Origin of the sequence: Nonomuraea sp. CA-143628 (assembly GCF_050942315.1) — a bacterium.
Taxonomy (GTDB): domain Bacteria; phylum Actinomycetota; class Actinomycetes; order Streptosporangiales; family Streptosporangiaceae; genus Nonomuraea.
This window is the reverse complement of the sequence record NZ_CP192072.1, coordinates 3,998,412-4,021,423: the sequence shown is the minus strand read 5'-3', so window position 1 is coordinate 4,021,423 and position 23,012 is coordinate 3,998,412. Positions and strand designations below refer to the sequence as shown.

The 23,012-nt window shown below is 68.4% G+C and carries 22 protein-coding genes; 13 read left to right on the top strand and 9 right to left on the bottom strand.

Translation table 11 applies throughout. The features are described from left to right. Window positions 1-4 precede the first annotated feature (4 nt). The gene (locus tag ACQP2T_RS18600; protein ID WP_433517376.1) at window positions 5-385 is read left to right on the top strand and encodes a MaoC/PaaZ C-terminal domain-containing protein; all 381 of its coding nucleotides are present in this window, start codon (window positions 5-7) and stop codon (window positions 383-385) included. Window positions 386-388: 3 nt separating this feature from the next. Then, window positions 389-1,324: a hypothetical protein gene (locus ACQP2T_RS18595; RefSeq protein WP_433517375.1), complete on the top strand. Its 936-nt coding sequence runs from the start codon at window positions 389-391 to the stop codon at window positions 1,322-1,324. Window positions 1,325-1,462: 138 nt separating this feature from the next. On the opposite strand, the gene ACQP2T_RS18590 is transcribed toward ACQP2T_RS18595, so the two are convergent. Next, entirely contained in the window at window positions 1,463-2,476 is a 1,014-nt protein-coding gene (locus tag ACQP2T_RS18590) for a hypothetical protein (protein ID WP_433517374.1), read from the bottom strand. Between the two features lie 467 nt (window positions 2,477-2,943). Here ACQP2T_RS18590 and ACQP2T_RS18585 point away from each other — a divergent pair, with 467 nt between their 5' ends. From ACQP2T_RS18585 to ACQP2T_RS18575, 3 genes are all read left to right on the top strand, one after another. Beyond that, on the top strand, window positions 2,944-3,729 hold the full coding sequence (locus ACQP2T_RS18585; RefSeq protein ID WP_433517373.1) for a hypothetical protein: 786 nt from the start codon (window positions 2,944-2,946) through the stop codon (window positions 3,727-3,729). Between the two features lie 165 nt (window positions 3,730-3,894). Next, the gene (locus tag ACQP2T_RS18580) at window positions 3,895-5,334 is read left to right on the top strand and encodes an aldehyde dehydrogenase family protein (RefSeq protein ID WP_433517372.1); all 1,440 of its coding nucleotides are present in this window, start codon (window positions 3,895-3,897) and stop codon (window positions 5,332-5,334) included. Window positions 5,335-5,351: 17 nt separating this feature from the next. After that, window positions 5,352-6,230 (top strand): tetratricopeptide repeat protein, encoded by an 879-nt coding sequence (locus ACQP2T_RS18575; protein WP_433517371.1) that lies wholly within the window; start codon window positions 5,352-5,354, stop codon window positions 6,228-6,230. Window positions 6,231-6,238: 8 nt separating this feature from the next. Here the strand turns inward: ACQP2T_RS18575 and ACQP2T_RS18570 are convergent, their stop codons facing one another. Both ACQP2T_RS18570 and ACQP2T_RS18565 read right to left on the bottom strand, forming a co-directional pair. Beyond that, complete coding sequence (locus ACQP2T_RS18570) at window positions 6,239-6,871, bottom strand: response regulator (RefSeq protein ID WP_433517370.1); 633 nt, start codon at window positions 6,869-6,871, stop codon at window positions 6,239-6,241. Then, a complete protein-coding gene (locus tag ACQP2T_RS18565; RefSeq protein WP_433519792.1) occupies window positions 6,868-8,007 on the bottom strand; it encodes a sensor histidine kinase in 1,140 nt (379 codons plus the stop codon). Before ACQP2T_RS18565 ends, ACQP2T_RS18570 begins: the two co-directional genes overlap by 4 nt. A 126-nt stretch (window positions 8,008-8,133) precedes the next feature. On the opposite strand from ACQP2T_RS18565, the gene ACQP2T_RS18560 reads away from it, so the two are divergent. After that, window positions 8,134-8,916 carry a lysostaphin resistance A-like protein gene (locus ACQP2T_RS18560; RefSeq protein WP_433517369.1) on the top strand — a complete coding sequence of 261 codons (783 nt, stop codon included), beginning with the start codon at window positions 8,134-8,136 and terminating at the stop codon, window positions 8,914-8,916. Here the strand turns inward: ACQP2T_RS18560 and ACQP2T_RS18555 are convergent. After that, window positions 8,913-9,374, bottom strand: coding sequence for a winged helix-turn-helix transcriptional regulator (locus tag ACQP2T_RS18555; RefSeq protein WP_433517368.1), 462 nt, complete (start codon window positions 9,372-9,374; stop codon window positions 8,913-8,915). The genes ACQP2T_RS18560 and ACQP2T_RS18555 overlap by 4 nt on opposite strands. Window positions 9,375-9,456: 82 nt before the next feature. Between ACQP2T_RS18555 and ACQP2T_RS18550 the strand changes: the two genes are divergently transcribed. From ACQP2T_RS18550 to ACQP2T_RS18530, 5 genes are all read left to right on the top strand, one after another. Then, window positions 9,457-10,500, top strand: coding sequence for a GlxA family transcriptional regulator (locus tag ACQP2T_RS18550; RefSeq protein ID WP_433517367.1), 1,044 nt, complete (start codon window positions 9,457-9,459; stop codon window positions 10,498-10,500). A 188-nt stretch (window positions 10,501-10,688) separates the two neighbouring features. After that, entirely contained in the window at window positions 10,689-11,129 is a 441-nt protein-coding gene (locus tag ACQP2T_RS18545; protein WP_433517366.1) for a DUF6884 domain-containing protein, read from the top strand. Between the two features lie 65 nt (window positions 11,130-11,194). Next, window positions 11,195-12,355 (top strand): TDT family transporter, encoded by a 1,161-nt coding sequence (locus tag ACQP2T_RS18540; RefSeq protein WP_433517365.1) that lies wholly within the window; start codon window positions 11,195-11,197, stop codon window positions 12,353-12,355. 110 nt (window positions 12,356-12,465) lie between these two features. After that, the gene (locus ACQP2T_RS18535; protein ID WP_433517364.1) at window positions 12,466-13,722 is read left to right on the top strand and encodes a helix-turn-helix domain-containing protein; all 1,257 of its coding nucleotides are present in this window, start codon (window positions 12,466-12,468) and stop codon (window positions 13,720-13,722) included. A gap of 905 nt (window positions 13,723-14,627) precedes the next feature. After that, a complete protein-coding gene (locus tag ACQP2T_RS18530; protein WP_433517363.1) occupies window positions 14,628-16,733 on the top strand; it encodes an acyl-CoA dehydrogenase in 2,106 nt (701 codons plus the stop codon). Here ACQP2T_RS18530 and ACQP2T_RS18525 read toward each other — a convergent pair. From ACQP2T_RS18525 to iscB, 3 genes are all read right to left on the bottom strand, one after another. Then, a complete protein-coding gene (locus ACQP2T_RS18525) occupies window positions 16,730-17,404 on the bottom strand; it encodes a class F sortase (RefSeq protein ID WP_433517362.1) in 675 nt (224 codons plus the stop codon). The genes ACQP2T_RS18530 and ACQP2T_RS18525 overlap by 4 nt on opposite strands. 104 nt (window positions 17,405-17,508) lie before the next feature. Beyond that, window positions 17,509-18,006 carry a hypothetical protein gene (locus ACQP2T_RS18520; protein ID WP_433517361.1) on the bottom strand — a complete coding sequence of 166 codons (498 nt, stop codon included), beginning with the start codon at window positions 18,004-18,006 and terminating at the stop codon, window positions 17,509-17,511. Window positions 18,007-18,032: 26 nt separating this feature from the next. Beyond that, the gene (gene iscB, locus ACQP2T_RS18515) at window positions 18,033-19,400 is read right to left on the bottom strand and encodes an RNA-guided endonuclease IscB (protein ID WP_433517360.1); all 1,368 of its coding nucleotides are present in this window, start codon (window positions 19,398-19,400) and stop codon (window positions 18,033-18,035) included. Window positions 19,401-19,976: 576 nt separating this feature from the next. Here iscB and ACQP2T_RS18510 point away from each other — a divergent pair. Both ACQP2T_RS18510 and ACQP2T_RS18505 read left to right on the top strand, forming a co-directional pair. Then, window positions 19,977-20,465 (top strand): hypothetical protein, encoded by a 489-nt coding sequence (locus ACQP2T_RS18510; protein ID WP_433517359.1) that lies wholly within the window; start codon window positions 19,977-19,979, stop codon window positions 20,463-20,465. Next, window positions 20,440-21,276 (top strand): alpha/beta fold hydrolase, encoded by an 837-nt coding sequence (locus ACQP2T_RS18505; protein WP_433517358.1) that lies wholly within the window; start codon window positions 20,440-20,442, stop codon window positions 21,274-21,276. Before ACQP2T_RS18510 ends, ACQP2T_RS18505 begins: the two co-directional genes overlap by 26 nt. Before the next feature lie 15 nt (window positions 21,277-21,291). Here the strand turns inward: ACQP2T_RS18505 and ligD are convergent, their stop codons facing one another. Next, window positions 21,292-22,299: a non-homologous end-joining DNA ligase gene (gene ligD, locus ACQP2T_RS18500; RefSeq protein ID WP_433517357.1), complete on the bottom strand. Its 1,008-nt coding sequence runs from the start codon at window positions 22,297-22,299 to the stop codon at window positions 21,292-21,294. 352 nt (window positions 22,300-22,651) lie between these two features. Then, the gene (locus tag ACQP2T_RS18495; protein ID WP_433517356.1) at window positions 22,652-23,011 is read right to left on the bottom strand and encodes a hypothetical protein; all 360 of its coding nucleotides are present in this window, start codon (window positions 23,009-23,011) and stop codon (window positions 22,652-22,654) included. Window position 23,012 lies beyond the last annotated feature (1 nt).

Sequence of the window (23,012 nt, the reverse complement as noted above, 5' to 3'; positions counted from 1 at the left end):
TTTCATGACCGATCTCCCGCACCTGACGGAGACCACCACGCTGCGCAGGCTCGTGGAGTACGCCGGAGCCTCGGGCGACTTCTACGACATGCACTACGACCTCGACTTCGCCCACGCGCTCGGCCACCCGGACCTGGCGGTCCACGGCCTGCTCAAGGCTGCCTACCTGGGCCGGCTGGTCACGGGATGGCTGGCCGGGCGCGGCCGCCTGACCGTGCTGGAGGTCAGCTACCGGGGCATGGACTTCCGCGACCGCCCGCACACGTGCCGCGGCCGGGTGGTCTCGACCGACGGCGAGCGGGCGGAGCTCGAACTGTGGGGCGAAGACGACCAGGGCCGCCGCACTACTCTCGGTCGCGCCGAGATTATTTATGAGGAGCAGTGACCGATGACCACCCTTGCCGACCTGCACGCCCTGATGGCCCGCCTGGGACATCCGGTGGTGACCGCTCCCGCGCCCTCCGTGTCCCGGTTCGCGGACGGCTCTCCGTACCGGTTCGAGATTCCCAGCGTGGAAGGGCCGGAGGTCCTGGAGGCCGTCGTCGCGGAGGGGGACCTCCTGAACGTACCCGTGCACCGGACCTCGCAGGGCAGCGGCGTGATGATGCTGACGGACGCGGAGATCACCCGCATGGCGCGCATCGGCGCCGAACGTGGCATCGAGATCAACCTGTTCCTCGGCCCGCGCGCCGCCTGGGACACCGGCGGCCAGGCCAAGGTGACCCAGGCGGTCGGCGCCGCGGCCAGGGGCAACGCGATGGTCGCCGCCTGCGTGGCCGATGCGCTGCGGGCCTGCGAGCTGGGCATCCGCAGCCTGCTCGTCGGCGATCTCGGCACACTGGAGGTGCTCACGACGATGAAGGCCGACGGCGCGCTCCCGTCCTCCCTGATACTGAAGACCTCCGTTCTCCTGCCGCTCACCAACGGCCCCACCGCCACGATCCTGGAACGGCTCGGCGCGAGCACGCTCAACGTCGGCACCGACCTGACCGTCCCGCACCTGGCCGAGATCCGCGCCGCCACCGGCCTGCCGATCGACCTTTATCTGGAGGTACCCGATGACCAGGGCGGGTTCGTCCGCTTCTACGAAGCGGTGGAGATCGTCCGGGCGACCGCCCCGGTCTACCTGAAGATGGGCCTGCGGAACGCGCCGAACATCTACCCGTCCGGCGCCCACCTCGGCGCGGTGCCCCGCGAGCTGGGGCGGGAGCGAGTACGCCGAGCGGCACTGGTCCAGCGACTGCTGGAACAACTCGACCCCGACCTCACCAAGCCCCTCATCTCAGCCCAGCACCCCTCGGACCTCGGCATCCCACAGCCGTAGCGAGCCCCTCCCCCTCTGGGACCTCAACCACGACGGACCGTCCCCATCTGCTCCCCCGGAAAGGGTGTCCGCCCATAGGGACCTCGCGGCGGGCGCAGGCCGGCGCCCGCCGTCATGCTTCTTCCAGCACCGACTGGGTCAGAAGTCGGCCATGACCCCTCCCATGGATGCCCAGTCGGATCTCCAACTGCCGTCGTCGAACTGCCACTTGTGCCACACAGCGGAGTCGTAGCCGAGGTAGAAGGCCTCCAGCCGGCCGTCGTCGTTGCGGGCCAGAACCGGATCGCCGGCGGCCTCGCCACCGAGAGAAGTCCACGAACCCCAGCCATCCTCGGTCTGGGCGATCTCGTAGATCACGGAGTCCTCGGATCCTCGGGCGAGGACGACGAGGCGATCGTGTTTGTCCAGGAACATCGCCGGAACGCCGACGACCTTCCCGCCGAGGTCCTCCCATTCGCCCCAGGCGCCGTTGGCGCTGGTCTGCCTGATGTGCCACAGGGTGTTGTCGGGGTGGTGCGTGAACACCTCCAGGCAACCATCAGCGTTCTGGAACACCGCCGGATCGGTGTCCACGCTGCCGCCGAGGCTCGCCCATTCGCCCCAGGCGCCGTTGGCGGTGGTCTGCCCGAGGTGCCATACGGCGTTGTCGGACCACCGTACGAACACCTCCAGCCGTCCGTCGGCATTCTGGAAGACCGCCGGGTCGCTGCGCAGTTGGCCGCCGAGGTCCTTCCACCCTGTCCATTCGCTGTCGGGGGCGGTCTGCCAGGCGCATTGAAGGGTGTTGTCGATGGCGCGCATGAAGGCGGTCAGCCCTCCGTTGGCGTCCTGGAACACCGCGACTTCGCTGCCGAAAGACTCGCCGCCGAGGTCGGTCCACTCGCCCCATACGCCAGGGCTCTTCTGCCGCATGCAGTGAATGCCGTTGTCGATGCCCGGGGCGAACACCTTGAGGCATTCTGCGGCGTCGCGGAAAACGGTCGGGGCAGCGACGATCACGCCGCCGAGGCTGTCCCATTCGGTCCAGTCGCTGTTGGGGCCGCCCTGCCAAGCGTGCTGCAAGGTGCTGTCGATGCCTCGGGCGAACGCCTCCATGCGCCCGTCGGCGTTGAGCGCGACGTGAATGCTGGCGAGTTTGGGATCCAGGAGCATGGCCTCTCCTCACATAACGGAGTTGACTGATGACAGAGAGTCAATCACGCGCCTGGATGCGGGACGGGTGGGCCGCGGCGTGCGGCCCGGGCAGGGGGGCCGGAGACAGAAGACGTCCGCCTGGACGTCCGGCCGCCTCACCTCGCCCGTAAACCCCGGCCCGGCGGGCCATTGTTCAAGAATTCCATGAATGTGATTAACGGCGACGAGTATCGGCATTGGTCAAAACATCACCATGGCGACCATCGATCCAGTGAAAGGAAGATCTTGCTGACATGTGCACAATGAGGCCGGGGCGGTTTCCCCGCAACCCGGACGGCGTTGATAGTTTCAGCGCATGGGCCGGCCGAAGGTCGCGGAGATTCAGCGGGGCCCACCCTGCCGCAGACCAGACTTCATGGCCGAGAGCCCATGGCCACGTCTTCACGCCGCGGTGCGGCCGGAAGTATGATCCAAAGGAGTTCACCATGGGCTGGCTGGATGCTGCTCTCTCTGTCGGGACGACCATCGGCAAGATCGCGGGAGCCCTTCAGGGGAGTCCGGGGGCAATGACTCATATCGGCCCGATCGGCAACGGCATCAATCCGAAGATCGGCCAGGTGATTTTCTGGTTGGATGAATACAACCATATCTGGGCGGTTAATCAATCGGACGACCAGGTGGGGATCTACTTCCCAGGCGCCAAGGGCGGCACCCCCGAGGGAGATAATTATACGATTGCCGCGCACAGTAGGTTCCCCATTTCAGGCGCGTTCAACACATATTCACTGGCGGACGTGGACGAGTTCGTCGTCACCCCATTCAAGAGCAATGGCTCGGCGGGGCTCGGCAACGGCGAGGGAAATAACACGATCCAGGCGTCGGCTTCAAACCAGCCCGCGAACGTGGAATTCAAGGTCGGCGCCTTCATCCGCATGAGGGTGAGCGGGTCGGAGCGGTTGGCCATGGTCACCGTCGTCGGCGGTCTGGCCCTGGCGGGTATCGTCCTGTTCACCATCAGGGGAGCGGGTCGCACGCAGGGCCAGTTGTCCAACCTCGAGCCCCCCGAGTCGGCGAATGGCGGAGTTACGAGCATGACGATTCCGCTTCCGGCCGGTGTCGACGTGAGCGCAGGTGTGTCCTTCGTCGACATCACCGTGTCCGTCCAGAACATGCAGCCGCTCTTGGCGAAACTCGCACACGAGAACGCGGGTCTGATGGTGCCGCTCACCAAGGAAGATCACCAGAGGATCGCCGCCTACGCGGGACCGTAACCGCTCCTGCCGGAGCCCCGGCCTGCCGCCTTCGCAGGCCGGGGCTCCGGTCGCCGGTCAGCTCGGCGCGGCTTCCGGATGCGGATCTGGCTGCCCGCCGGATCGCGGGCGGCGCGGTCACGAGTCCCTAGCCCGTACAAGGCAAGCAAGCATATGCTTGGCAACGTGGCTGACTATCGCAATCTCATCGGCGGCAAGCTAGTCCCGGCCGCCGACGGCAAGACCATGGACTCCGTCAACCCGGCCACCGGCGAGGTGTGGACCAGGATCCCGGCGAGCGGCCCCAAGGACGCCGAGGCGGCCGTGGCGGCGGCCCAGGAGGCGTTCCCCCGCTGGTCGGCCATGCCGGCGCTGGGCAGGGCGCACTTCCTGCGCAAGGTCTCCGAGCTCTTCGGCCGGCACGCCGAGGAGCTGGCCAGGCTGGAGACGCGCGACAACGGCAGGATCCTGCGCGACACGCTCAAGAAGGACCTACCGGGCATGGCGCACCTGTGGCAGCTCGCCGCGGGCCAGTGCCTGGACGCGGTCAAGGGCGACACCGTCATCCTGGGGCCCGACGCCCTGGGTCTGACGCGGCGCGAGCCGTACGGCGTGGCCGTCTGCATCATCCCGTGGAACTCCCCCATCTCGACGTTCTCCGCGAAGGCCGCCTTCGCCCTCGCGGCCGGCAACACGGTCATCGTCAAGCCCGCCGAGCAGGCGAGCGTGTCGGTGTTGCGGCTGGGCGAACTGCTGGCGGAGGTGTTCCCGCCCGGGGTGCTGAACATCGTCAGCGGCCTGGGCGAGGAGGTGGGCGACGCCCTCGTACGGCACCGGGGCGTCGGCAAGATCAGCCTCACCGGTTCGACGGCCACCGGCCAGGCCATCACCCGCGCCTCCGCCGACTCGCTCAAGCCGATGACCTTCGAGCTAGGCGGCAAGTCGCCAAATATCGTCTTTCCTGATGCTGATCTGGACGCGGCCGCCCAGGGCATCACCGTGAACTCCATCTTCACCGGTAACGCCGGGCAGGTCTGCGTGGCCGGTTCGCGGATCCTGGTCCACCGGTCCGTCTGGGACGAGGTGCTGGAGCGTACCCGGCGGATCGCGGAGAGCCTCATCCTGGACGACCCGCTCGACCTGGCGACCACCATGGGCCCGATCGTGTCGGCCGGCCAGTACGAGCGCGTCGTCTCCTACCTGGAGGTGGCCGAGAAGGAGGGCGCGGAGCTGGTGTTCGGCGGCCGGGCGGGCGCCGAGGTGGTGCCGCATCTGCCCGGCGGCTACTGGGTGGCGCCCACCCTGTACACGACCGGTGACAACGCGCTGCGCATCTGCCAGGAGGAGATCTTCGGGCCCGTGGCGGTGGCGATCCCGTTCGAGACGGACGAGGAGGCGCTGACGATCGCCAACGACTCGCCGTACGGGCTGGCGGCCGGTCTGTGGACGCGTGACCTGCGCCGCGCCCACCGGTTCGTCCGCGATCTGCGGAGCGGGACGGTGTGGGTGAACACCTTCCGGCAGATGCCGCCGGGGCTGCCGTTCGGCGGCGTGAAGGACAGCGGCTACGGGCACGACTCGGTCCTCGAATACACCCGGGAAAAGGCGGCCATCATCCAGATTTAGTTAGATAGATTCCCATCATGAGCGAGGGGATCAACGAAAAGCCGGAGCTTTCCGAGGCTGCCGCACAGTCTCGGGCCTCGGTGCTGCGCAGCCGGGCCGAGTCGTACATCGCGCTGTCGAGACACGACGCCGCCATCGCCGATCTTACGGAGTCGATCGCGCTCGTGCCGGACAATGCCCGAGCCTGGCGGCTGCGGGGCGAGAGCCACCGGATCATCGAGCGCTACGAGGCCGCGCTGTCCGACTTCGACGAGGCGCTGCGGCTGGAGCCGGACAGCGGGTACGCCCTGGGCTCGCGCGGCCAGGCGTACGCCTCGCTCGGCCGCTTCGAGGAGGCCATGGCCGACTTCGAGCACGCGCTCACCCTCTCGCCCGAATCGCTGTGGATCCTGGAGGCGAAGGCGGACGCCCTCGCCGACCTCGGCCGCCTGGACGAGGCGCTGGAGGAGCACGCGAAGATCATCGCCCTGAACGAGGAACTGGCGTACTCGTGGCTGGCCAGAGGCGAGCTCTACCAGCGCATGCACCTGTACAGCGAGGCCATCGACGACTACACGCGGGCGCTGGAGGTGGAGCCCGAGTACGTACGGGCGTTCAGCAGGCGCGGCGAGGCCCTGCGCATGGTCGACCGCTACGACGAGGCCCTGGCCGACCTGAACCGGGCCATCGACCTCGACCCGGACAACGACCGGGCGCTGGGCAGCCGCGGGGCGGTGCTCAGCGAGATGGGCGACAACGAGGGAGCGGTGAAGGACCTGGACCGGGCGATCGAGCTGGACGAGGACTACATCTGGGCCTACCGGGTGCGGGGTGAGGTCCTGCAGGAGATGGAGCGGCACGAGGAGGCGGTGGCCGACTTCACCCGGGCGCTGGACCTGGAGTTCGGCGACTCCTGAACGGCCCCTTACGGCCTGGCAAGATGCAGGGCGAGCTGGGTGCGGTCGCGCAGTCCCAGTTTACGCAGCATGCTCGACACGTGGTTCTTCACCGTCCCCTCGGTGATGAACAGCCGGGCGGCGATCTCCCGGTTGGTCGCACCCACCGCGATCATCCCGGCCACCTCGAGTTCCCGGCTCGACAGGAGCTCCTGGCCGTGAAAGCGGCTCGGCTCGCGCGGCTGCCCGCGCAGCTCGGCCACCAGCCGGGCGGCCACGGGTCCGTCGAGCACGGTCTCGCCCTCGTAGGCCTTGCGGATCCCGTCGATCAGCTCCTCGGGCGAGCAGTCCTTCAGCAGGTAGCCACAGGCTCCGGCGCGCAGCGCGCCGAAGATGTACGCGTCCTCCTCGAAGGTGCTGAGCACCAGCGCGGCGACGCCCGGGTGCTCCGCGGCGAGCCGGGCGGTCAGCTCGACCCCGTCCATCCGCGGCATCCTGGCGTCGACGAGCACCACGTCGGGCGCGCAGGCCGGCACGGCGGCCAGTGCCTCCCGGCCGTCGGCGGCCTCGCCCACCACCTCGATCCCGTCCTCGATCTCCAGCAGCTTGCGCAGCCCGCGGCGCATGAGCTCCTGGTCGTCCACGAGCAGTACGCGGATCATGGCCGGGCCACCGGCACCTCGGCCCGCAGCTCGAACCCGCCGTCGCGGGCGTTGGCCGCCAGGAAGCCACCGCCGACGGCCCGCACCCGCTCGGCCAGCGAGGACAGGCCGAACCCGGCCGCGCGCGTCGCGCCCTTGCCGTCATCGTCGATCGTCAGCACCACCCGATCCTCGCCGAAGTTCAGGCGGGCACGCACCCGGCGGGCTTCGGCGTGCCGCAGCGCGTTGGTGAGTCCTTCCTGGAGTACGCGGTAGAGGACCAGCTCGGAGTCGGGGTCGATGCGGCGTTCGTGCCCGTCGACCGTGAAGCTCACCTCGATGCCGGTGCCCTCGAAGGACCGGGCCAGCTGGCCGAGCGCGGCGCTGCCGAGCTGGCCGTCCAGGGCGAGGGGGCGCAGCGCGCGTACCCAGCGCCGCGCCTCGGCCAGCGCCCGCACGGTCATCTCCTTGGCCTGGCGTACCTCTTCCCAGATCAGTTCCGGACGTCGTTCCCGGTAGCGTTCGGCGTTCTCCAGGTTGATCTTGATCACGGTGAGCTGGTGCCCGATCGAGTCGTGCATGTCCCTGGCCATCCGGGCGCGTTCCTCGGCCACGGCCAGCTCCCTGATCCGCTCGATCAGCCGCTGCGCCGCCGCGCGCTGCCGCCCGGCCTCGAGCAGGGCGGAGGTCATGGCCAGGGAGAAGACGGCGAGCAGCGTCATCGGCATGACCTGGTCGAGCGTTTCGCGCCAGGGGGCGCCGTACAGCAGCAGGATGAACGCGCCCACGGAGAGGAGGTAGATGGCCGTGATCACGATGGCGCGGCGCATGTCGTACACGAAGGCGAGGTTCACCATCGCGACGAACACCAGTGCTGTGTGCCACCCGCTCAGGAACTGACCGATGAACAAGATCGCCACCAGGAGCCCCGGAGCGGCCAGCTTGCGTACGGGGCTCACGGCGGGGCTCCACGGCATGATCAGCCAGAGCACCGCCACCAGCGTCATCAGAGCGGCGAAGAGCCCGAGGCGCGACCATCCGGCGGCGGATCCGGTGGTGGATTCCACGGCGGACCCGACGCCGCCGACCAGGACCGTCACGAAGACCGACCAGAACACCACCGACAGCAGGGCAGGCCGGCCGGGGTCGCGAAACATCACATCTGGGGACCCTACGCGGCCGCCCACCCCCGGACATCCCCCCAGCGACACGGTGCTTCGGTCATGTCCAGATCTACCCCATGCTCGATGTGCGGGCCGACGAGCGGGTTCTAGCGTGCCGCCATGCGAATTCTCGGTGCTGCCCTCGTCACGATCGCGATGCTGTTCGCGGCCATATTCGGAGTCGCCGCAATCAGCAATGTCCTGTTCGACGGCTCTCAGACGCCGGCCCCGTTGATCACGGTGCTGGTGCTCCTCCTCCTGTACGTCTATCGGCGCTTCGTGAGCCACCGCCCGTGGTCCGGACTCGGGATGACCTTGACCTGGTGGGCCCTGCCCCAGGCGCTGCTCGGCATGGCGGTGGGCCTGGCCGCTCTGCTCGCGGCCAACGCCGTCTCCGTCTTGGCGGGCGCGGCGACCTGGCAATCGCCGGAGATCGACTCGCCCCTCATGCTCCCGCTCGCCATCGTCCTGATCATGCTGAGGGCCTCGTTCCCGGAGGAGCTGCTGTTCCGCGGCCATCTGTACGACACGCTGTCCGACCGGCTCGGCCCCCGCGCCGTTCTGGCGATCACCACGCTGTCCTTCGGCGCGATCCACATCCTGTCGAACGGCCCCGCCTCGGGGATCGCGGAGAAGATCCTCTATGTCGTGCAGGCCACCGCGTTCGGGCTGCTGTGCGGGGCGGCCAGGGCGCGAACGGGAGCGGTGTGGATGGCTGTGGGGGTACATACCTCGATCTACCTGAGCAGCGGCGCGTTCCCCACCCAAGAGATCGACTACGCGGTGCAGCTCACCCTTCAGACCGCCGCTCTCGTCCTGGCCGCCGTCTTGGTGCTCAGATTCCCGGGCGGCCGCGACCGGGTGTCCGGCCCCGCGCACGCTGTTCCGGACGCCCTTTCCTAGAGACGCCCGATTTCACGGGGACGGTCCGTCTCCTGCCGCACGGTCACCAGTCCGCCTCCCTCAAGGGGTTCGCCGCACTCCGCGCAGACGATCCGCGTCTTCACATCGGCACCGCACGTGTGCAGGAAGCGCGGGGCGGGCGGCGGGTTCCGCAGGTGCCGGATGCCCCATTCCCGGAGCCCGATCAGCACTGGCTCCAGGGCCTGCCCGGCAGCCGTCAGGTGGTACTCGGAGCGGGGAGGGCGGTCCTGATACCGGCGGCGCTCAAGGATCTCCGCGGCCTCCAGGGACCTCAGCCGCTTGGTGAGAACGTCCCGCGGCGCTCCGGTGTTGGCGCGGATGTCGGCGTAGCGCCGGACTCCCATGAACACCTCACGCAACACCAGGAGCGACCAGCGCTCTCCTACCAGGTCGAGCGTCCCGGCGATAGGGCAGGCACGTGGCTGGGCATCGGGCACACCGCGATCCTAGTCGGTTTGTTTTACGAACTCACTAGGCCTAACATCGGCGGCACCGCATCGCAGGTCCGGAGGCACTTCGATGAACCTCAGACACGCCGGAGCCGGCTCGCTCCTCGTCACGATCTTCGTCTTTCCTGGAGCCCGGCTGCTGGACGTGACCGGTCCAATCGAGGTGTTCGCTTCGGCGAACGAATTCGGCGGCCACTACCGGCTGAACATGGTGTCGGCCGACGGCAACGAGGTGACGACCTCGGCAGGCACCCGTCTCAGCGTCGACATGGCCGTCAAGGACGCGCACGAGACCAGCGACGTCCTGGTGATACCCGGAGGTCCGGGCTGGGACCAGATGATCAAGGACGACGCGCTGCTGGACATGGTGCGCAGGCTCGACGCGAACTCTCGTCGCACTGTCTCCGTCTGCACCGGCGCCTTCCTGCTGGCCGCCGCCGGCCTTCTGGACGGCCGTCGCGCCGCCACCCACTGGCGCCACTCACGGGATCTCGCCCTGCGGTTCCCCGCCGTCCAGGTCGAGTCCGACGCGATCTTCGTTCAGGACGGGAAGGTGATGACCTCGGCCGGGGTGAGCGCGGGCATCGACCTCTCACTGGCTCTCGTGGAACAGCACTGTGGAGCCGAAGTGGCCCGCGCGGTGGCCAGGGACATGGTGGTCTTCATGCAACGGCCCGGCGGGCAGTCCCAGTTCAGCGTGCGCGCCCGTGCTCCGCACACTCGCCAGGAGATGCTCCGCCGGGTGCTCGACGCCGTCGTGGAAGACCCCGGTGCCACCCACACGCTGTCCACCATGGCTCGCAGAGCCGGCATCAGCTCCCGCCACGTGACCCGGCTCTTCTACGACGAGATGGGCACGACACCGGCCCGGTACGTGGAGCAGATCCGGCTGGAAGCGGCGCAGGCGATGCTGGAGACCGGCGACGATCCCATGGCGGTGATCGCCCGCCGCACCGGGTTCGGCTCCCCGGAGTCACTACGCAGAGCATTCGTACGCAATCTCAAGGTAACTCCAGGCGTGTTCCGGGCGCGTTTCCACACCACCGGGGTGGCGGACGCCGAGGCACCCGGAGCAGATACGGCCGGCACCGTTACCGGTCCTCAGGGCGCGTGAGCTCAGGCGGTCCCCATGGCGCGGAGCAGGGGACCGCGGGCGGGAAGGGTCCGCCCTGCCCCGCCGCATGTCCGGATGTGAGGGCCTGATGTCCTCCGGTACGGCCATGGTCGCCGCCCCGAGCCGCGTTCGACACGGTGGCCGCGGCTCGCAGCCGATGAAGCCGACTCCGGAGGAAAGGGACCCGCATGACCCCGAACGACCACACCGACGGAGTCACCCCGGAACTGATCGTCATCCCCTGTGGCGCACGCAAGCTGGACCACCGCGCCCAGGCGGCGGACATGTACATCGGCTCCTATCACCGCGCGTGCCGAAGGGCCGCCGAGGCACTCCAACCGGACCGGCTCGTGATCCTCTCCGCTCGCTACGGTCTGCTCGACCTCGACGACGAGATCGAGCCCTACGACACGCCGCACAGCGCCGGCACGCTGACCGCCCAACTGCTTCTGGACCAGGCGGCGACGCGCGGCATCGCCGCCCTCGACCCCGTCGTGGTCCTCGGCGGTGCCCGTCACACCGCTCTCGCCAAGGCCGTGTGGCCACATGCTCGGACCCCGCTGAGTGGAACGCGGGGCATGGGCGAGCAGTTCGCGCGACTCGCGGCGATGGCGCGCTCGGCGGGCTGACAGACCTCTCCCCCGCACCACGGCGAACCCCCGACGCCTCCGTTCAGGTCGGCCGGTTCACGACGATGATTCCCCAGACGAAGAAAGAGGCGTTCTACGCCGTGACACCCCACCCCAGCAGCGCCCGAGCCATCCCGGTCGAGGGCGACGTGGACCGCCCCCTGCCGCCCAGCGCGAGCGCGAAAGGTCGTGCGCTGCTCGCCCCCAGCTGGTTCGCGGCCGTCATGGGCACCGGTATCGTCGCCAACGCGGCGGTCACCCTGCCCCGAAGCTTTCCCGGGCTGCTGGTCGCCGCCACGGTGGTCTGGTCAGGGGCTGCCCTGCTGCTCGTCGTACTGACGGTCGGCTACGTCTGGCAGCGGGGGCTGCGGCTGCACGCCGCAGATCCGATGCATGTCCAGTTCTTCGGCGCGCCGGCCGTCGCGCTGCTCACGGTGGGTGCCGGGGCGCTGCAACTCGGTCAGCCGGTGATCGGGGCGCGGGCCGCGCTGGAGGTGGACTGGGCGCTGTGGTCGCTCGGTACCGCACTCGGTCTTGCCACTGCCTGTACGGTGCCGTACCTGATGGTCACCCGGCACCGCTTCGCACCGGACGCGGCGTTCGGCGGCTGGCTGATGCCGGTGGTACCGCCGTTGGTCTCGGCCACGACGGGCGCGCTGCTCGTCTCGCACACGCCTGCCGGGCAGCCGCGGCTGGCCCTGCTGCTGGGCTGCTACGCGATGTTCGGGCTCGGCCTGGTGGCGGCGCTGCTGGTGCTGGCCATGCTCTACAGCCGCCTGGTGCACCATGACGCGCCCATGGGTGCGATGGTGCCCACGGTGTGGATCGGCCTGGGGGCGCTGGGCCAGGTCGTGACAGGGCTGGGGACACTGGCCACGGCGGCGCCGAGCGCGCTGCCCGCGCCGTACGCGCACGGCGCGGCAGTCGTCGCGCTGCTGTGCGGAGTCGGGGTGTGGGGCTTCGCCATGCTGTGGCTGGCACTCGCCGTGGCGCTGACCGTACGGGAGTTGCGGGCGGGGCTGCCCTTCGCGGCCACCTGGTGGTCTTTCATCTTCCCCCTCGGCGCCTTCGTCACCGGCACCAGCGCTCTCGCTGCCCGGACCGGCTCGCACCTGTTCGTCTGGGTCGCCGTTGTCCTTGACATGCTGCTCGCCGCAGCCTGGGCCGTGGTGGCCTGCCGCTCACTGCGCCACGCCGCCGCACACTGGCCAGGTCAGCGCCGTTGACGGTGTCCAGGAGCCCAAGCACCCAGTTCCAGGCGCTCTTTCCTGGAGGCGCCCTCTTCCTGCGGCTACCCTCGTAGCAGGCCCCCACAACTCCTTGAGGTGTTCTGGACATGGCGACCGAATCAGCGCTGGGCGACAATTTGGCGCGCATCCGGGTGAGCAAGGGATTCACTCAAGAAGAGCTCGAAGAACGTTCGGGCGTCAGCGTGTCCACGATCCGCAAACTCGAACAGAACGACCGCAAGAGCGCTCGGGTTGCCACCCTCCGCAAGCTGGCACAGGCGTTGGACGTGCGGACCTCGGACCTGTTCCAGCCATCGCCGGAACCGGTGTCGCCGCTGGACGAGAGCGTGCATGCCGATCTTTTCGCCCTGCGGCGCACTCTCCAGCCGATACGCGGTCTGACGGGCATCGACATGCCTGACCTCGACGGGCCGGTCACGTACGAGACCGTTCGGGCGTCTTTCCTCGCCGCCAACGGCCTGTATCGCGAGGACGATTACCGCGCGGTGGTGCAGACCATTCCCTCGCTGATTCTGGAAGCGATGACCTTGGTGGCCGAATCGGACGACGCGCCATCGGAGCGGGCAGCCAGAACGCTGCTGTCCCAGACCTTCCAGTTCTCCGCGCAGGCTCTGATTCAACTTCAGCAGTACGACCTCGCCTATCAGGCGATCACCGAAGGCATCGCCAACGCGGAACTGGCCGAGGACGCGTTGCTGGCCGCGTGGCACGTCTTCAACGAGTGCTGGCTGTTCCTCCGTGAGGGGCGCTTGGAAGACTCCCAGCGTGTTGCGCTGTCGACGGCCCAGGCGATCGAACCTCGCTTCTCGACGGGAAATCCGGCCGAATTCGCCACGTGGGGATGGCTACTGCTGTGGGCCTCTGCGGCAGCCGTACGGAACAACCAGGGCGACGAAGCCGATGACATGCTCACCCTCGCGCAAGCGGGTGCGCACCGAATCAGGGAACAAGAGCTCCAAACTCCACCGCTGTGGGCAGCGCGAGGAGCAGCCACCTTCGCCGGCTTCTCCCCCGAACTGATCCAGATCAAGGCCGTCGAGTACGCCGTGGTGCGTGGCGACCATTCACGGGCGTTGGAGATCCACAACACCGTACGCCTGTCGAACCGACTGTCCAGCAGCACGAAGCACCGGCACATGCTCGACGTCGCCAGCGCCAACGCCTCTGCACGGAATGCGGCGGAGTCCTGGGCGATACTTCACGACCTGCGGACTCGGGTACCGCACTGGCTCAAGTATCAGTCATTCGCCCGGCGTATCGTGGATCAGCTCATTGAGGACAGATCGCGGGCACTTCGTGCCGACCAAGCCGAGATCGCGACATTCCTGGGCGTCGAGTCCTGATCGAACTGCCACCACCTGTGGCAGGCGCCGCTCGGAGGACCGCCATGTGCCACATCACGTCCCTGGAGTGGAACGTAACCCTCCGTGATGCTTGGTGGCATGTCCGCCACTCCCCCTGAAGCCTTGAACCCCAGCTCTGGACGCCATGCCCCCGCTGCCGCGGAGCAGCTCAGAGATGAGCTTGAAACGCTGGGTATCCACGCCGACGTTCACGAGGGCTACGGGATGGCTCTCGTGTCGGTGTGGGTCGGCCTGGTCGTCTGGTGTGATGGTGAGCGCTACTGGTGGCGTACGGGATGGGACGCTCAACGCAGGCGTGTACTTTATGCCTGGCATCCCGCTCTCGAGCCCGTCCGGGCTGCTCGCCGGGTGGCCTTGCGGTATGCCGATCTACGCGCGAATCATCCACTGTCGGAGGTGATCGCTGACGTGGCCTCCGGAACCGGAGGCCCAGCGGTCGACGGCGCTCGATGAGAGAGTCTTGGGATGCGATCGGCTGCCGAGCCAAGATCGTGGATCTGTTGCACGGTCCCGCGCGTACTCGTGCTTCCGGCGCTTGGCGCTCGGGCTGTCGGGTGTCGGAAGGGAGGCGGTTCACCATGCCGTGCGGCCTGGTGTGGACGTCGCAGTGTGCGGTGAGTCCGTGTCTCCGCTCCCGGTCTGCGACTGGTCCGTGTCGTTCAACGCTGCGGCGGCCAGAGCGTGCCCGGACTGCGCTCGCTTGGCGGAAACAACAGCGGGGCCAAGCCGCGACCGATACCGAATGCTGATGCGGCAGCCGGACGCCGCGAACCCGCCAACCATTTCCCCGGCATCCAGCGACTCGGTAACTCGTCGCCGACTGTGCGTGATCCGTTGCCTCTGACCTCTGGAGATCCACCCACCGGGCTTCTAGATTCGGTCGCATGGGGATCGGGCTGACCGAGGAACACCGGGCGCTGGCCGCCTCCGTACGCGGGCAGGCCGAGCGGGACACGAGTCACCGGGCGCTGGCCGAGCAGGGGGTGCTCGGGCTGCACCTGCCCGAGGAGTACGGCGGTCAGGGCTATGGGCTGCTGGAGCTGGCCGTGGCGCTGGAGGTGCTCGGTGAGCGGCGCGTACCCGGTGCTTACCTGCCGACCGTGCTCGCCTCGGCGGTGCTCGCGCGGTCCCGGGGGCCGAAGGACCTGCTCGGCGGCCTCGCCGACGGGTCGCTCAGCGCGGCGGTCGCCCTGCACGGTACGGCCGGCGGCGACGCGCTGCTCGCCCTGGGCTCCCCCAAGGCCGACGTCTTCCTGCTGCCGATCGGGGACGGGGAGTGGTCGCTGTTCGAGTGGCAGGACGTCACCGCCGAGCCGTTCGAGAGTGTGGACCTCGACCGGGCCGTGTGCTCGATCATGGGGTTCGCCGGGACACGGAAGCGGCCACTCGGCGTCGTACCGGTGCGCGAGGTGGCCGCCGTGCTGCTGGGCGCGGACTCGTGCGGGGTGGCGGCGTGGGCCGTGGCGACGGCCGCCGAGTATGCCAAGGTGCGCGAGCAGTTCGGGCGGCCGATCGGGCAGTTCCAGGGGGTCAAGCATCGGGTGGCGGCGGCGCTGGTGGCGCTGGAGCAGGCACGCGCCGCCGTCTGGGACGCGGCCAGGGCTCTGGACGAGGCGATTCCCGCCGCACCGACCCTCGGCCGTACGCGGGTCACGAGCGGATCGGCCGCGAGTCGTACCGGACCGTGGATGGTCGGCGATGAGGCGCGGCTGACGGTCGGGGTGGCGGCGGTGCTGGGGCCCGATGCGGCCGTACGGTGTACCGCCGACGCGATCCAGGTCCTCGGCGGTATCGGCTACACCTACGAGCACGACGCGCATCGCTACTATCGCCGGGCCTTGTCCGACAGGATGCTGGCCAACGATCCGGGCGTGTGGGCCGAGAAGGTGGCCGAGTTGGCCGCCGCGGGGGTGCGGCGGCGTATGGAGCCCGATCTGCCCGAGGAGGCGGCGAAGGTACGCGACACGATCTGGGCTGAGGCGGCGTCTCTGCGGGCGTTGGAGCGGGACGCCAGGCTGGGGAGGTTCGCCCGGGAAGGGTGGATCATGCCTTACCTCCCGAAGCCGTGGGGTAGGGCGGCGTCACCGCTGGAGCAGGTGATCATCCACCAGGAGTTCCGCGACCTCGGCCGCCCGAACCTCGGCATAGCGGCGTGGGCCGTGCCGTCCATCGTCAAGTACGGCACCCCCGAGCAGGCCGAACGCTTCCTGCCCGGGACGTTCGCCGGCGAGATCGTGTGGTGCCAGCTCTTCAGCGAGCCGGGCGCGGGCTCCGACCTGGCCGGCCTGTCGACGAAGGCGACCCGGGTGGAGGGCGGCTGGTCCCTGACGGGCCAGAAGATCTGGACATCCCTCGCCCAGTACGCACATTTCGGGATATGTCTGGCGAGGACTTCCCCCTCAAAGCCCAAGCATGAGGGCATCACCTACTTCCTGGTGGACATGGCCACGCCGGGCATCACCATCCGGCCGCTCAAGGAGATCAACGGCGAGGAGATCTTCAACCAGGTGTTTCTGGACGACGTGTTCGTACCCGATGACCTGGTGGTCGGCGAGGTCGACGGCGGCTGGCGCGTGGCCCGCGACACGCTCTCGCACGAACGGGTCGCGCTCGGCGACTCCTGGGGCCCCGGCTCCCAGCACACCGACATGATCGAACTCGTCCGCAAGCTGCCCGACCTCCGCCAGTCCCAGCGCGAACAGGCGGGCCTCCTCTGGGCGGAGGGCCAGGCCATCTCGGCGCTCGGCCTGCGCGTGACGCTCTCCCAGCTCTCGGGCACCGACCCGGGTACGGCCCCCAGCGTGCGCAAACTCCTCGGCATGCGCCACGCCCAGGCCGTCTCCGAGTACTGCTGGTCGCTCGACCCGTCGAACGCCCGCTGGTCACGGACGATCCTGACCACCAGGGCGTTCACCATCGGCGGCGGCACCGCCGAGGTCCAGCTGAACATCATCGCCGAACGCGCCTTGGGCCTGCCCCGCGATCCTTAGCTCTTGAGCTGGTACGGCGCCGCCAGGTGGGCGAACACGATGGTGTTGTCGCGATAGCTGTGGGCCTGCCGGTCGAAGGTCCCCCCGCAGGTCACCAGCCGCAGCCCCGGATAGGCGATCTTTCCGTACACCTTCTTGGTGGGGAAGCTCTTCTTCGGCGTGTGCTCGACCCGGTCCACCACGAACACCGCCACGGACCGGTCGGCCCGCAGCACCTGCACCTGCTCGCCGCGCTTGACGTTCTTGAGCCTCGCGAACACGGCCGGGCCGCTCTTCGTGTCGAGATGGCCGGTGATCACGGCGGCGCCGCGCCCGCCGGGGACGGCGCCGTAGCGGTACCAGCCGGCGAGGTTCGGCGGGTCGAAGGGCGGGTTCTGGATGGCCCCGGCGGCGTCGAGGCCGAGCTCCATGAGCGGCGCCGACACACCGATCGAGGGGATGTAAACGGCTGTCGGCCTTGCGGCCTTCATGGGTTTGGCGACCTTGTCGAGCGGCACGTCCAGGAGTGGCAGCCTCGTGGCCTTGAGCGAATGGGGCACCTCGGGTCCGGCGGCCGCCACCGGCTCGGACACGCCGTCACTGAGCATGCCGTTGATTCCGAGCCCGATCAGCAGCACCCCGGCCAGCGACACCACACCCGCCCCGGCCCAGATCAGCTTCGAGCCAGCCACCGTCTCACCGCCCCGTTTCCCATGCCATCGGCCGCTTCAGCGTTGGGCGGCGTGCGCCATACCTCCGCACCCGCTTTGACCCGCCCGTGCCATCCACGTCGGCGTCACCGCTGGGCGGCCTGCGCGATCTCCTCCACGCCTGTGCCGCCCTTGCCGCGCCGCACGGCGAACCCGGTCAGCCCGGCCCCGGCCAGCAGCGCGACGCCACCCGCCGCGAACGGCCACACCGGCGGCTCAGGCACCAGCCCGCCACCGCCCGTCTCGGGATGGCCCTGCGGCATCCGGTGCTCTTCCTCGTCGGCCGGCTTCCAAGGCCGGTCGGGCTCCTTCGAGGGCGCCGGCTCATCGGGCGGCGGCGACCACGAGTCGTCCGCCGCGGGCTCACTGGACCGGCTGTCGAGCAGGTTGGGGATGGGCAGGTCGGGCACCGCGAGCGACGGCTGGACCTCGCACGGCAGGATGGGCAGCAGGCAGGTGGCGCCCGCGTCCGGCTCGTCACGCGTGGAGGCCGAGGCGGTTCCGATGCCCGCCGCCATGCACATGCCACCGGCCACGAAGGCCGCCAAGGCTCCGGCGGCTGCGAGACGTCGTGCTCTTGTCATCAGATCTCCCGTGGATACTTCGGCGTTCACGCCGGAGAGCAAACGGAAGCAGGAAAGCCCTCTGGGGCCTGAGCGTGCCCTGACCTTTGCGGTTCCACGATGCTCTCCTTGCTCGTGCCGTAGCCGTAGCCGTCGCCGCGTTGCAGCATCCGGACATGCCGGTGATGAATCCCTTGGACCAGGCCGTTGGTGGTGCGGATGTTGAAACTGCCGGTGGAGCGAACCGCGACTCGCCCGATGTGGATTCCGGCCTTCTTCCCAGTCGGGACGTGGGCGCGGACCAGATCCCCAGTGGCGAACCCGTGGACCTGTTTAGTGCGCGGCAGGGCCAGGCGGGGGAACCCGTACCTGTCGGCGCGGGTGCGTGCGTAGGTGCCGCGCCCGGTCGCGGTAACCACCAGCACGCGGCTGGGCCAACCGGACACGGCATCCAGGACGCCAACATGCAGGGCATCCAGGGTGTGGGATTTGGCGGCGCCAGTCCGGGACCGATTCCATTTGGTTCGCCCACCCGAGGCGGTGTGCACGAGCAGGCCGGTCGCTTCCAACGCCCGCCACAGCGACCACCTGGTCGCGTTGACCACTGCCGCATCCCGCAACGGAGCCTTGGCCTGGGCCAGCACTCGGGCCAGCGGTTTCACTTTCCCGGCCAGGAACACCTCGACTGGGGTGTTGCTTTTGGCCTGGTTACAGCCAATACAGGCTAGGGCCAGGTTCACGATCCGGTCCGAGCCGCCACGGCTGCGGGGGTGAATGTGGTCAATGTTGAGCGGAACGCCGGTTGCCCCGCAGTAGGCGCACCGCCGCTTCCACTTGGCCAGAAGGTATTCGCGGGCCTCATAACCGGCCAGGGTGCCCTGCTGGTACTCGGCTCCTTCGAGCGGCCTACCGGCCGACATGGCGTGGGTGTCGAACGCGACCCGCTCCACGTGCACGGCCCTGACGGGAGCCCACCGAGACAGGCGCGACACCCATGACATGGTCGTGTCGACGCGGTGCCGCAGCGATGGCGCGAGCCAACCCTGCGGCTTGGCGCGGTTAAAGAAGCGGGCCTCTCGGTAGCGCAGGTTCCGCGACCGGCGACCCCGCCGGTAAGCGGCCCGCGCGGCGAGCTTGTCGCGGATGTGGCCGCCTCGATGATCGAGCTGGATACCGTACAGTCCGGTACGGCGGAAAACGTCGGCGCGGAACACGGCGATGCCGGTGTGCTTGCTGCCGGGGTCGATGCCCACCTCGACGCCCTGCACGGTGGAGTCGGATGCGTTCCGGTTCTTGAGCCGGATAACGAATGGTGTGTGCCGCGCTACCACGGCGCGGCCCTTGCGGAGCAGTTCCTTCGCCCGGCGCGGCGAGCACGGCTGCAAAGGCCGTCCCCGCCTGTCGAGCACAAACACGTAGGCGTTACCGCCCAGCCCCTTCCCAGCCGAAGCCGAGTCGGGGTGACGCCGCAGCAGACGGGTGCCGTCCGCTGCGATCTCCCCTCGCCCATGTTCCACGCCAGTGCCCGGCCAAGCCGGGAGTCCGCAAGTCGTTTCGTCCCCACCCTCGGGGTTGTCTGCTCCTGCGGATTCCAGAGCGGCAGGCTGAGGAAGCACCTGCCGGTGGGTCTGCTCGCTTACGTGAAACGTAGTCAATCGAATGCACCTCCTTGGTGATCGACTTGGGCTGGTCAACGCGGGGCTTCAAGGCGCATTACCGCACCTCAAGCCTCCTCCTCTAGGAGGGGGTCGTTGACTACAAGGCTCCGAATCGGTTGTCACGCTCCGAGATAGACAGAGCCTCGCGAATTATTAGACTAAGAGTCAAGTAATGTGACCGAAGTGAAATCAACCGCTTACTTTCCGCTTTCACCCATCCCGCGAACTGCGGAATGAGAGGGAAAGACCTACAGGCAGTGACCGCCGCGAGTGGCTGCTACTTCGCGAGTGCTACTTGACGCAGGAGAGCAAGTACTTGCTATCATCTGTCAAGTGAGTACGAGCGAGCACGTCGCGTTGGCCGGTGAGCTGGTCAGACTGATCGACCGGCGGATCGTCGATCCGTTGGAGATCCTGTTCGGCTCGGACGAACAGGTGGGTCCGGTCAGGGATCGGTTGCGGATCGAAGCCGAGGTGTGGGCCGCGCAGTTGCTGGGCCCCGACGACAGGCTCGCGGTTCATACGGCAGCGCGACTGATAGCGGCGGTCTTTCCCGGAGACAGCCCGTTCGATCCACCCGACGAGTGGTGGCGCACCGCCTTCGGCAGGGCGGTGGCCAGACGTGTGGGCCACCCGGGCAAGGCAGCGGTGCCGTTCGCCACGGCGGGGGCGATGCTCGGCATCACCCGGCAGGGCGTTCACGACCTCGTCAAACGCGCGAAGCTCGACCGCCATCCCGACGGCGGGGTGACCACAGAATCCATACGCGAACGACTGAACCAACCTCAGGAGCGTTATGCCGCACGACGTGACCATTACTGACCACGAAATCCCCCTCGCCGCGCGGGACTTGGGCGGGGACGGCGAGCCCGTGCTTCTTCTTCACGGGCTCGGTGGCACCCTGGAAGCCTGGGACGCGCTCGAACTTGGAGACCACCGGGCCGTGTCCATGGACTTGCGGGGCCATGGCCTGTCCGGCGACGGGCCGTGGGAGTGGGAAAGAGTTCTGGACGACATCGAGGCCGTGGTGCGGCATTTCGACCTCGGCAACCCGGCGATCGTCGGCCACTCGCTGGGCGGAATGCTCGCCGTACTGTGGGCTCGGCGCCATCCCGAATGCCCGGGCATCGTCAATCTGGACGGATTACGGTCAGCTGAGAACGACCCGGGCAACTATCCGGGGATGGATCCGGCTGAGAGGGACCAGGAGCTGGCGAAACTCAAAGCCATGTTCGACGCGCAGGCCGCGAACATGGGTCAGCCGCTACCCGCCGAATTCCAGGCGATGTTCCCCAAGAGGGCTCTCATTGAGAAGGACGGGAACACGTACGCCCGGCCCGGCGCGGAGCTCCTCGAAGCGGTGCGATACGCGCCGGAGTTCCGCGACACGATTCCGCTGCTGCGTCAGGTCACCTGTGCCGCGCTGGTGGTGATCCCGACCCAGGACCCGCCGGGGATGTCGGGCGGGGAATTGATGGAAGCGTTCAGGAGGGGGGTGCGCCGGGACCTCGCCGACGTGCCGGCCAATATTCAGGTCAAAGAGCTGGACGCCAGCCACAATATGCTCGCCGAGCAGCCGAAGATGGTCGCCGCGCTCGTTACGGGCTTCCTCTCGGCGTCGTCAGCGTGTTGACCTCCTGAACCTGGGTCAGTCTTCCTCGCTGTCCCTGGCCTTGCTGGGCTGCACGCGCTTGGGCTCGCCGGGCATCTTCGGGTAGTTGGGGGGATAGGGCATGTCACCGCGTTCGTCGCTTTCGTAGCGGTCGAGCAGGGCCTCGATCGAGTACGCCTGGTCGTCGATGGCGGCGTGGACGTCGCCCAGCTTGGCGAAGCGGGCCGGGACCGTACGGATGTCGAAGTCGCGCGGGTCGGCGTCCGCCAGCTCGTCCCAGGTGAGCGGGGTGGAGACGGTGGCGTCCGGCCTGGCTCTGACGGAGTAGGCGCTGGCTATGGTCCGGTCGCGGGCGTTCTGGTTGAAGTCGATGAAGACCCGTTCGCCGCGTTCCTCCTTCCACCAGGCGGTCGTGACCAGGCCGGGGTCCCGCGCCTCGATGGCTCTGGCCAGGGCGATGCCCGCGTACCGTACCTGGACGAAGTCCCAGCGCGGCTCGATCCGCACGGCGATGTGCACACCGCGATTGCCCGAGGTCTTCACGAACCCGGTCATCCCCAGCTCGTCCAGCACCTCGCGGGTCAGGAACGCGGCCTTCCGCGCGGCGTCGAACTCCAGGCCGGGCTGCGGATCGAGGTCGATGCGCAGCTCGTCGGGATGCTCGGTGTCGGCGGCGCGCACCTGCCAGGGGTGGAAGTCGATGGTGCCGAGGTTGGCGCAGTAGGCGATGGCGGCCACCTCGGTGACACGCAGGGAGTCGGCCTTGCGCCCGCTGGGGAACGTGACGGTCACGGTCTCGAGCCAGTCGGGATGCTTGGGCGGCATCCGCTTCTGGTAGATCGCCGGGCTGTTCACGCCGTCGGGGTGGCGTTTCAGGTTGGTCGGCCGATCCTTGAGTGACCGCAAGGCGCCGTCGCCGACGCTCACGTAGTACTCGACCAGCTCGCGCTTGGTCGCCCCGATCTCCGGGAAGTACACCTTGTCGGGATTTGTGACCTTAACGGTCCGCTCCCCCACCTCAATCTCAACAAACGGTGACGCCATGCCCCCAACCTAACGCGCCTCCGGTGGAGATCGCCTGCGCGCCGTACCTCATTCTCCTGACGATCTTGTACGGCAGGCATGGTGGGCCCCACCCACCGCACGGAGCCGGCGCCTGTCCAGGGAAACGCTCCTCCGGTGGAGACGGCCGGGCGCCGTGACGTGACGGCACGACCGCCCGCGTGGAACGGCCGAGCCGGGGCGACTACGCACACGGCCACCGACAGGCAAGGGCAGGGCAGGGCAGGGCAGGGCAGGGCAGGGCAACCGGAAACCCCTCCACAGCGCCCGGCATGGACCACTCGTGGTGGCGGCTGTCCGGGATATCACATGTCGCGATCGCGCCTCGCATCCTCTATTCGGTGCCACGTAGCGGACCGAATTTGGATGGCGAATGTGCACCACCATCATCCTCATGCCACTGACAGTGGGCAGCAGCCACATAGTCAGGGCCGCCATTGATCAGGAAGACCTTCCCACATCTCGGGAGCGGTGGCTGGAAGTCGGGCAACTTCGGATCCGGCAGGGAAGTGATCACGTCGACGGTCAGCTCGCTGTATTCCGAACTCACGTGCATACGCTCGACGTTACTGAAAAGTAGATCGATCCGCGTGGAATACCTCTCGACGTCGAGACTTCTCAGCAGCAGCTGTGAGTAGCTGACGGCAAAGTGCCAGATCCGGAATTCGCGCTGCCAGCTCACGACTCTCGCCATC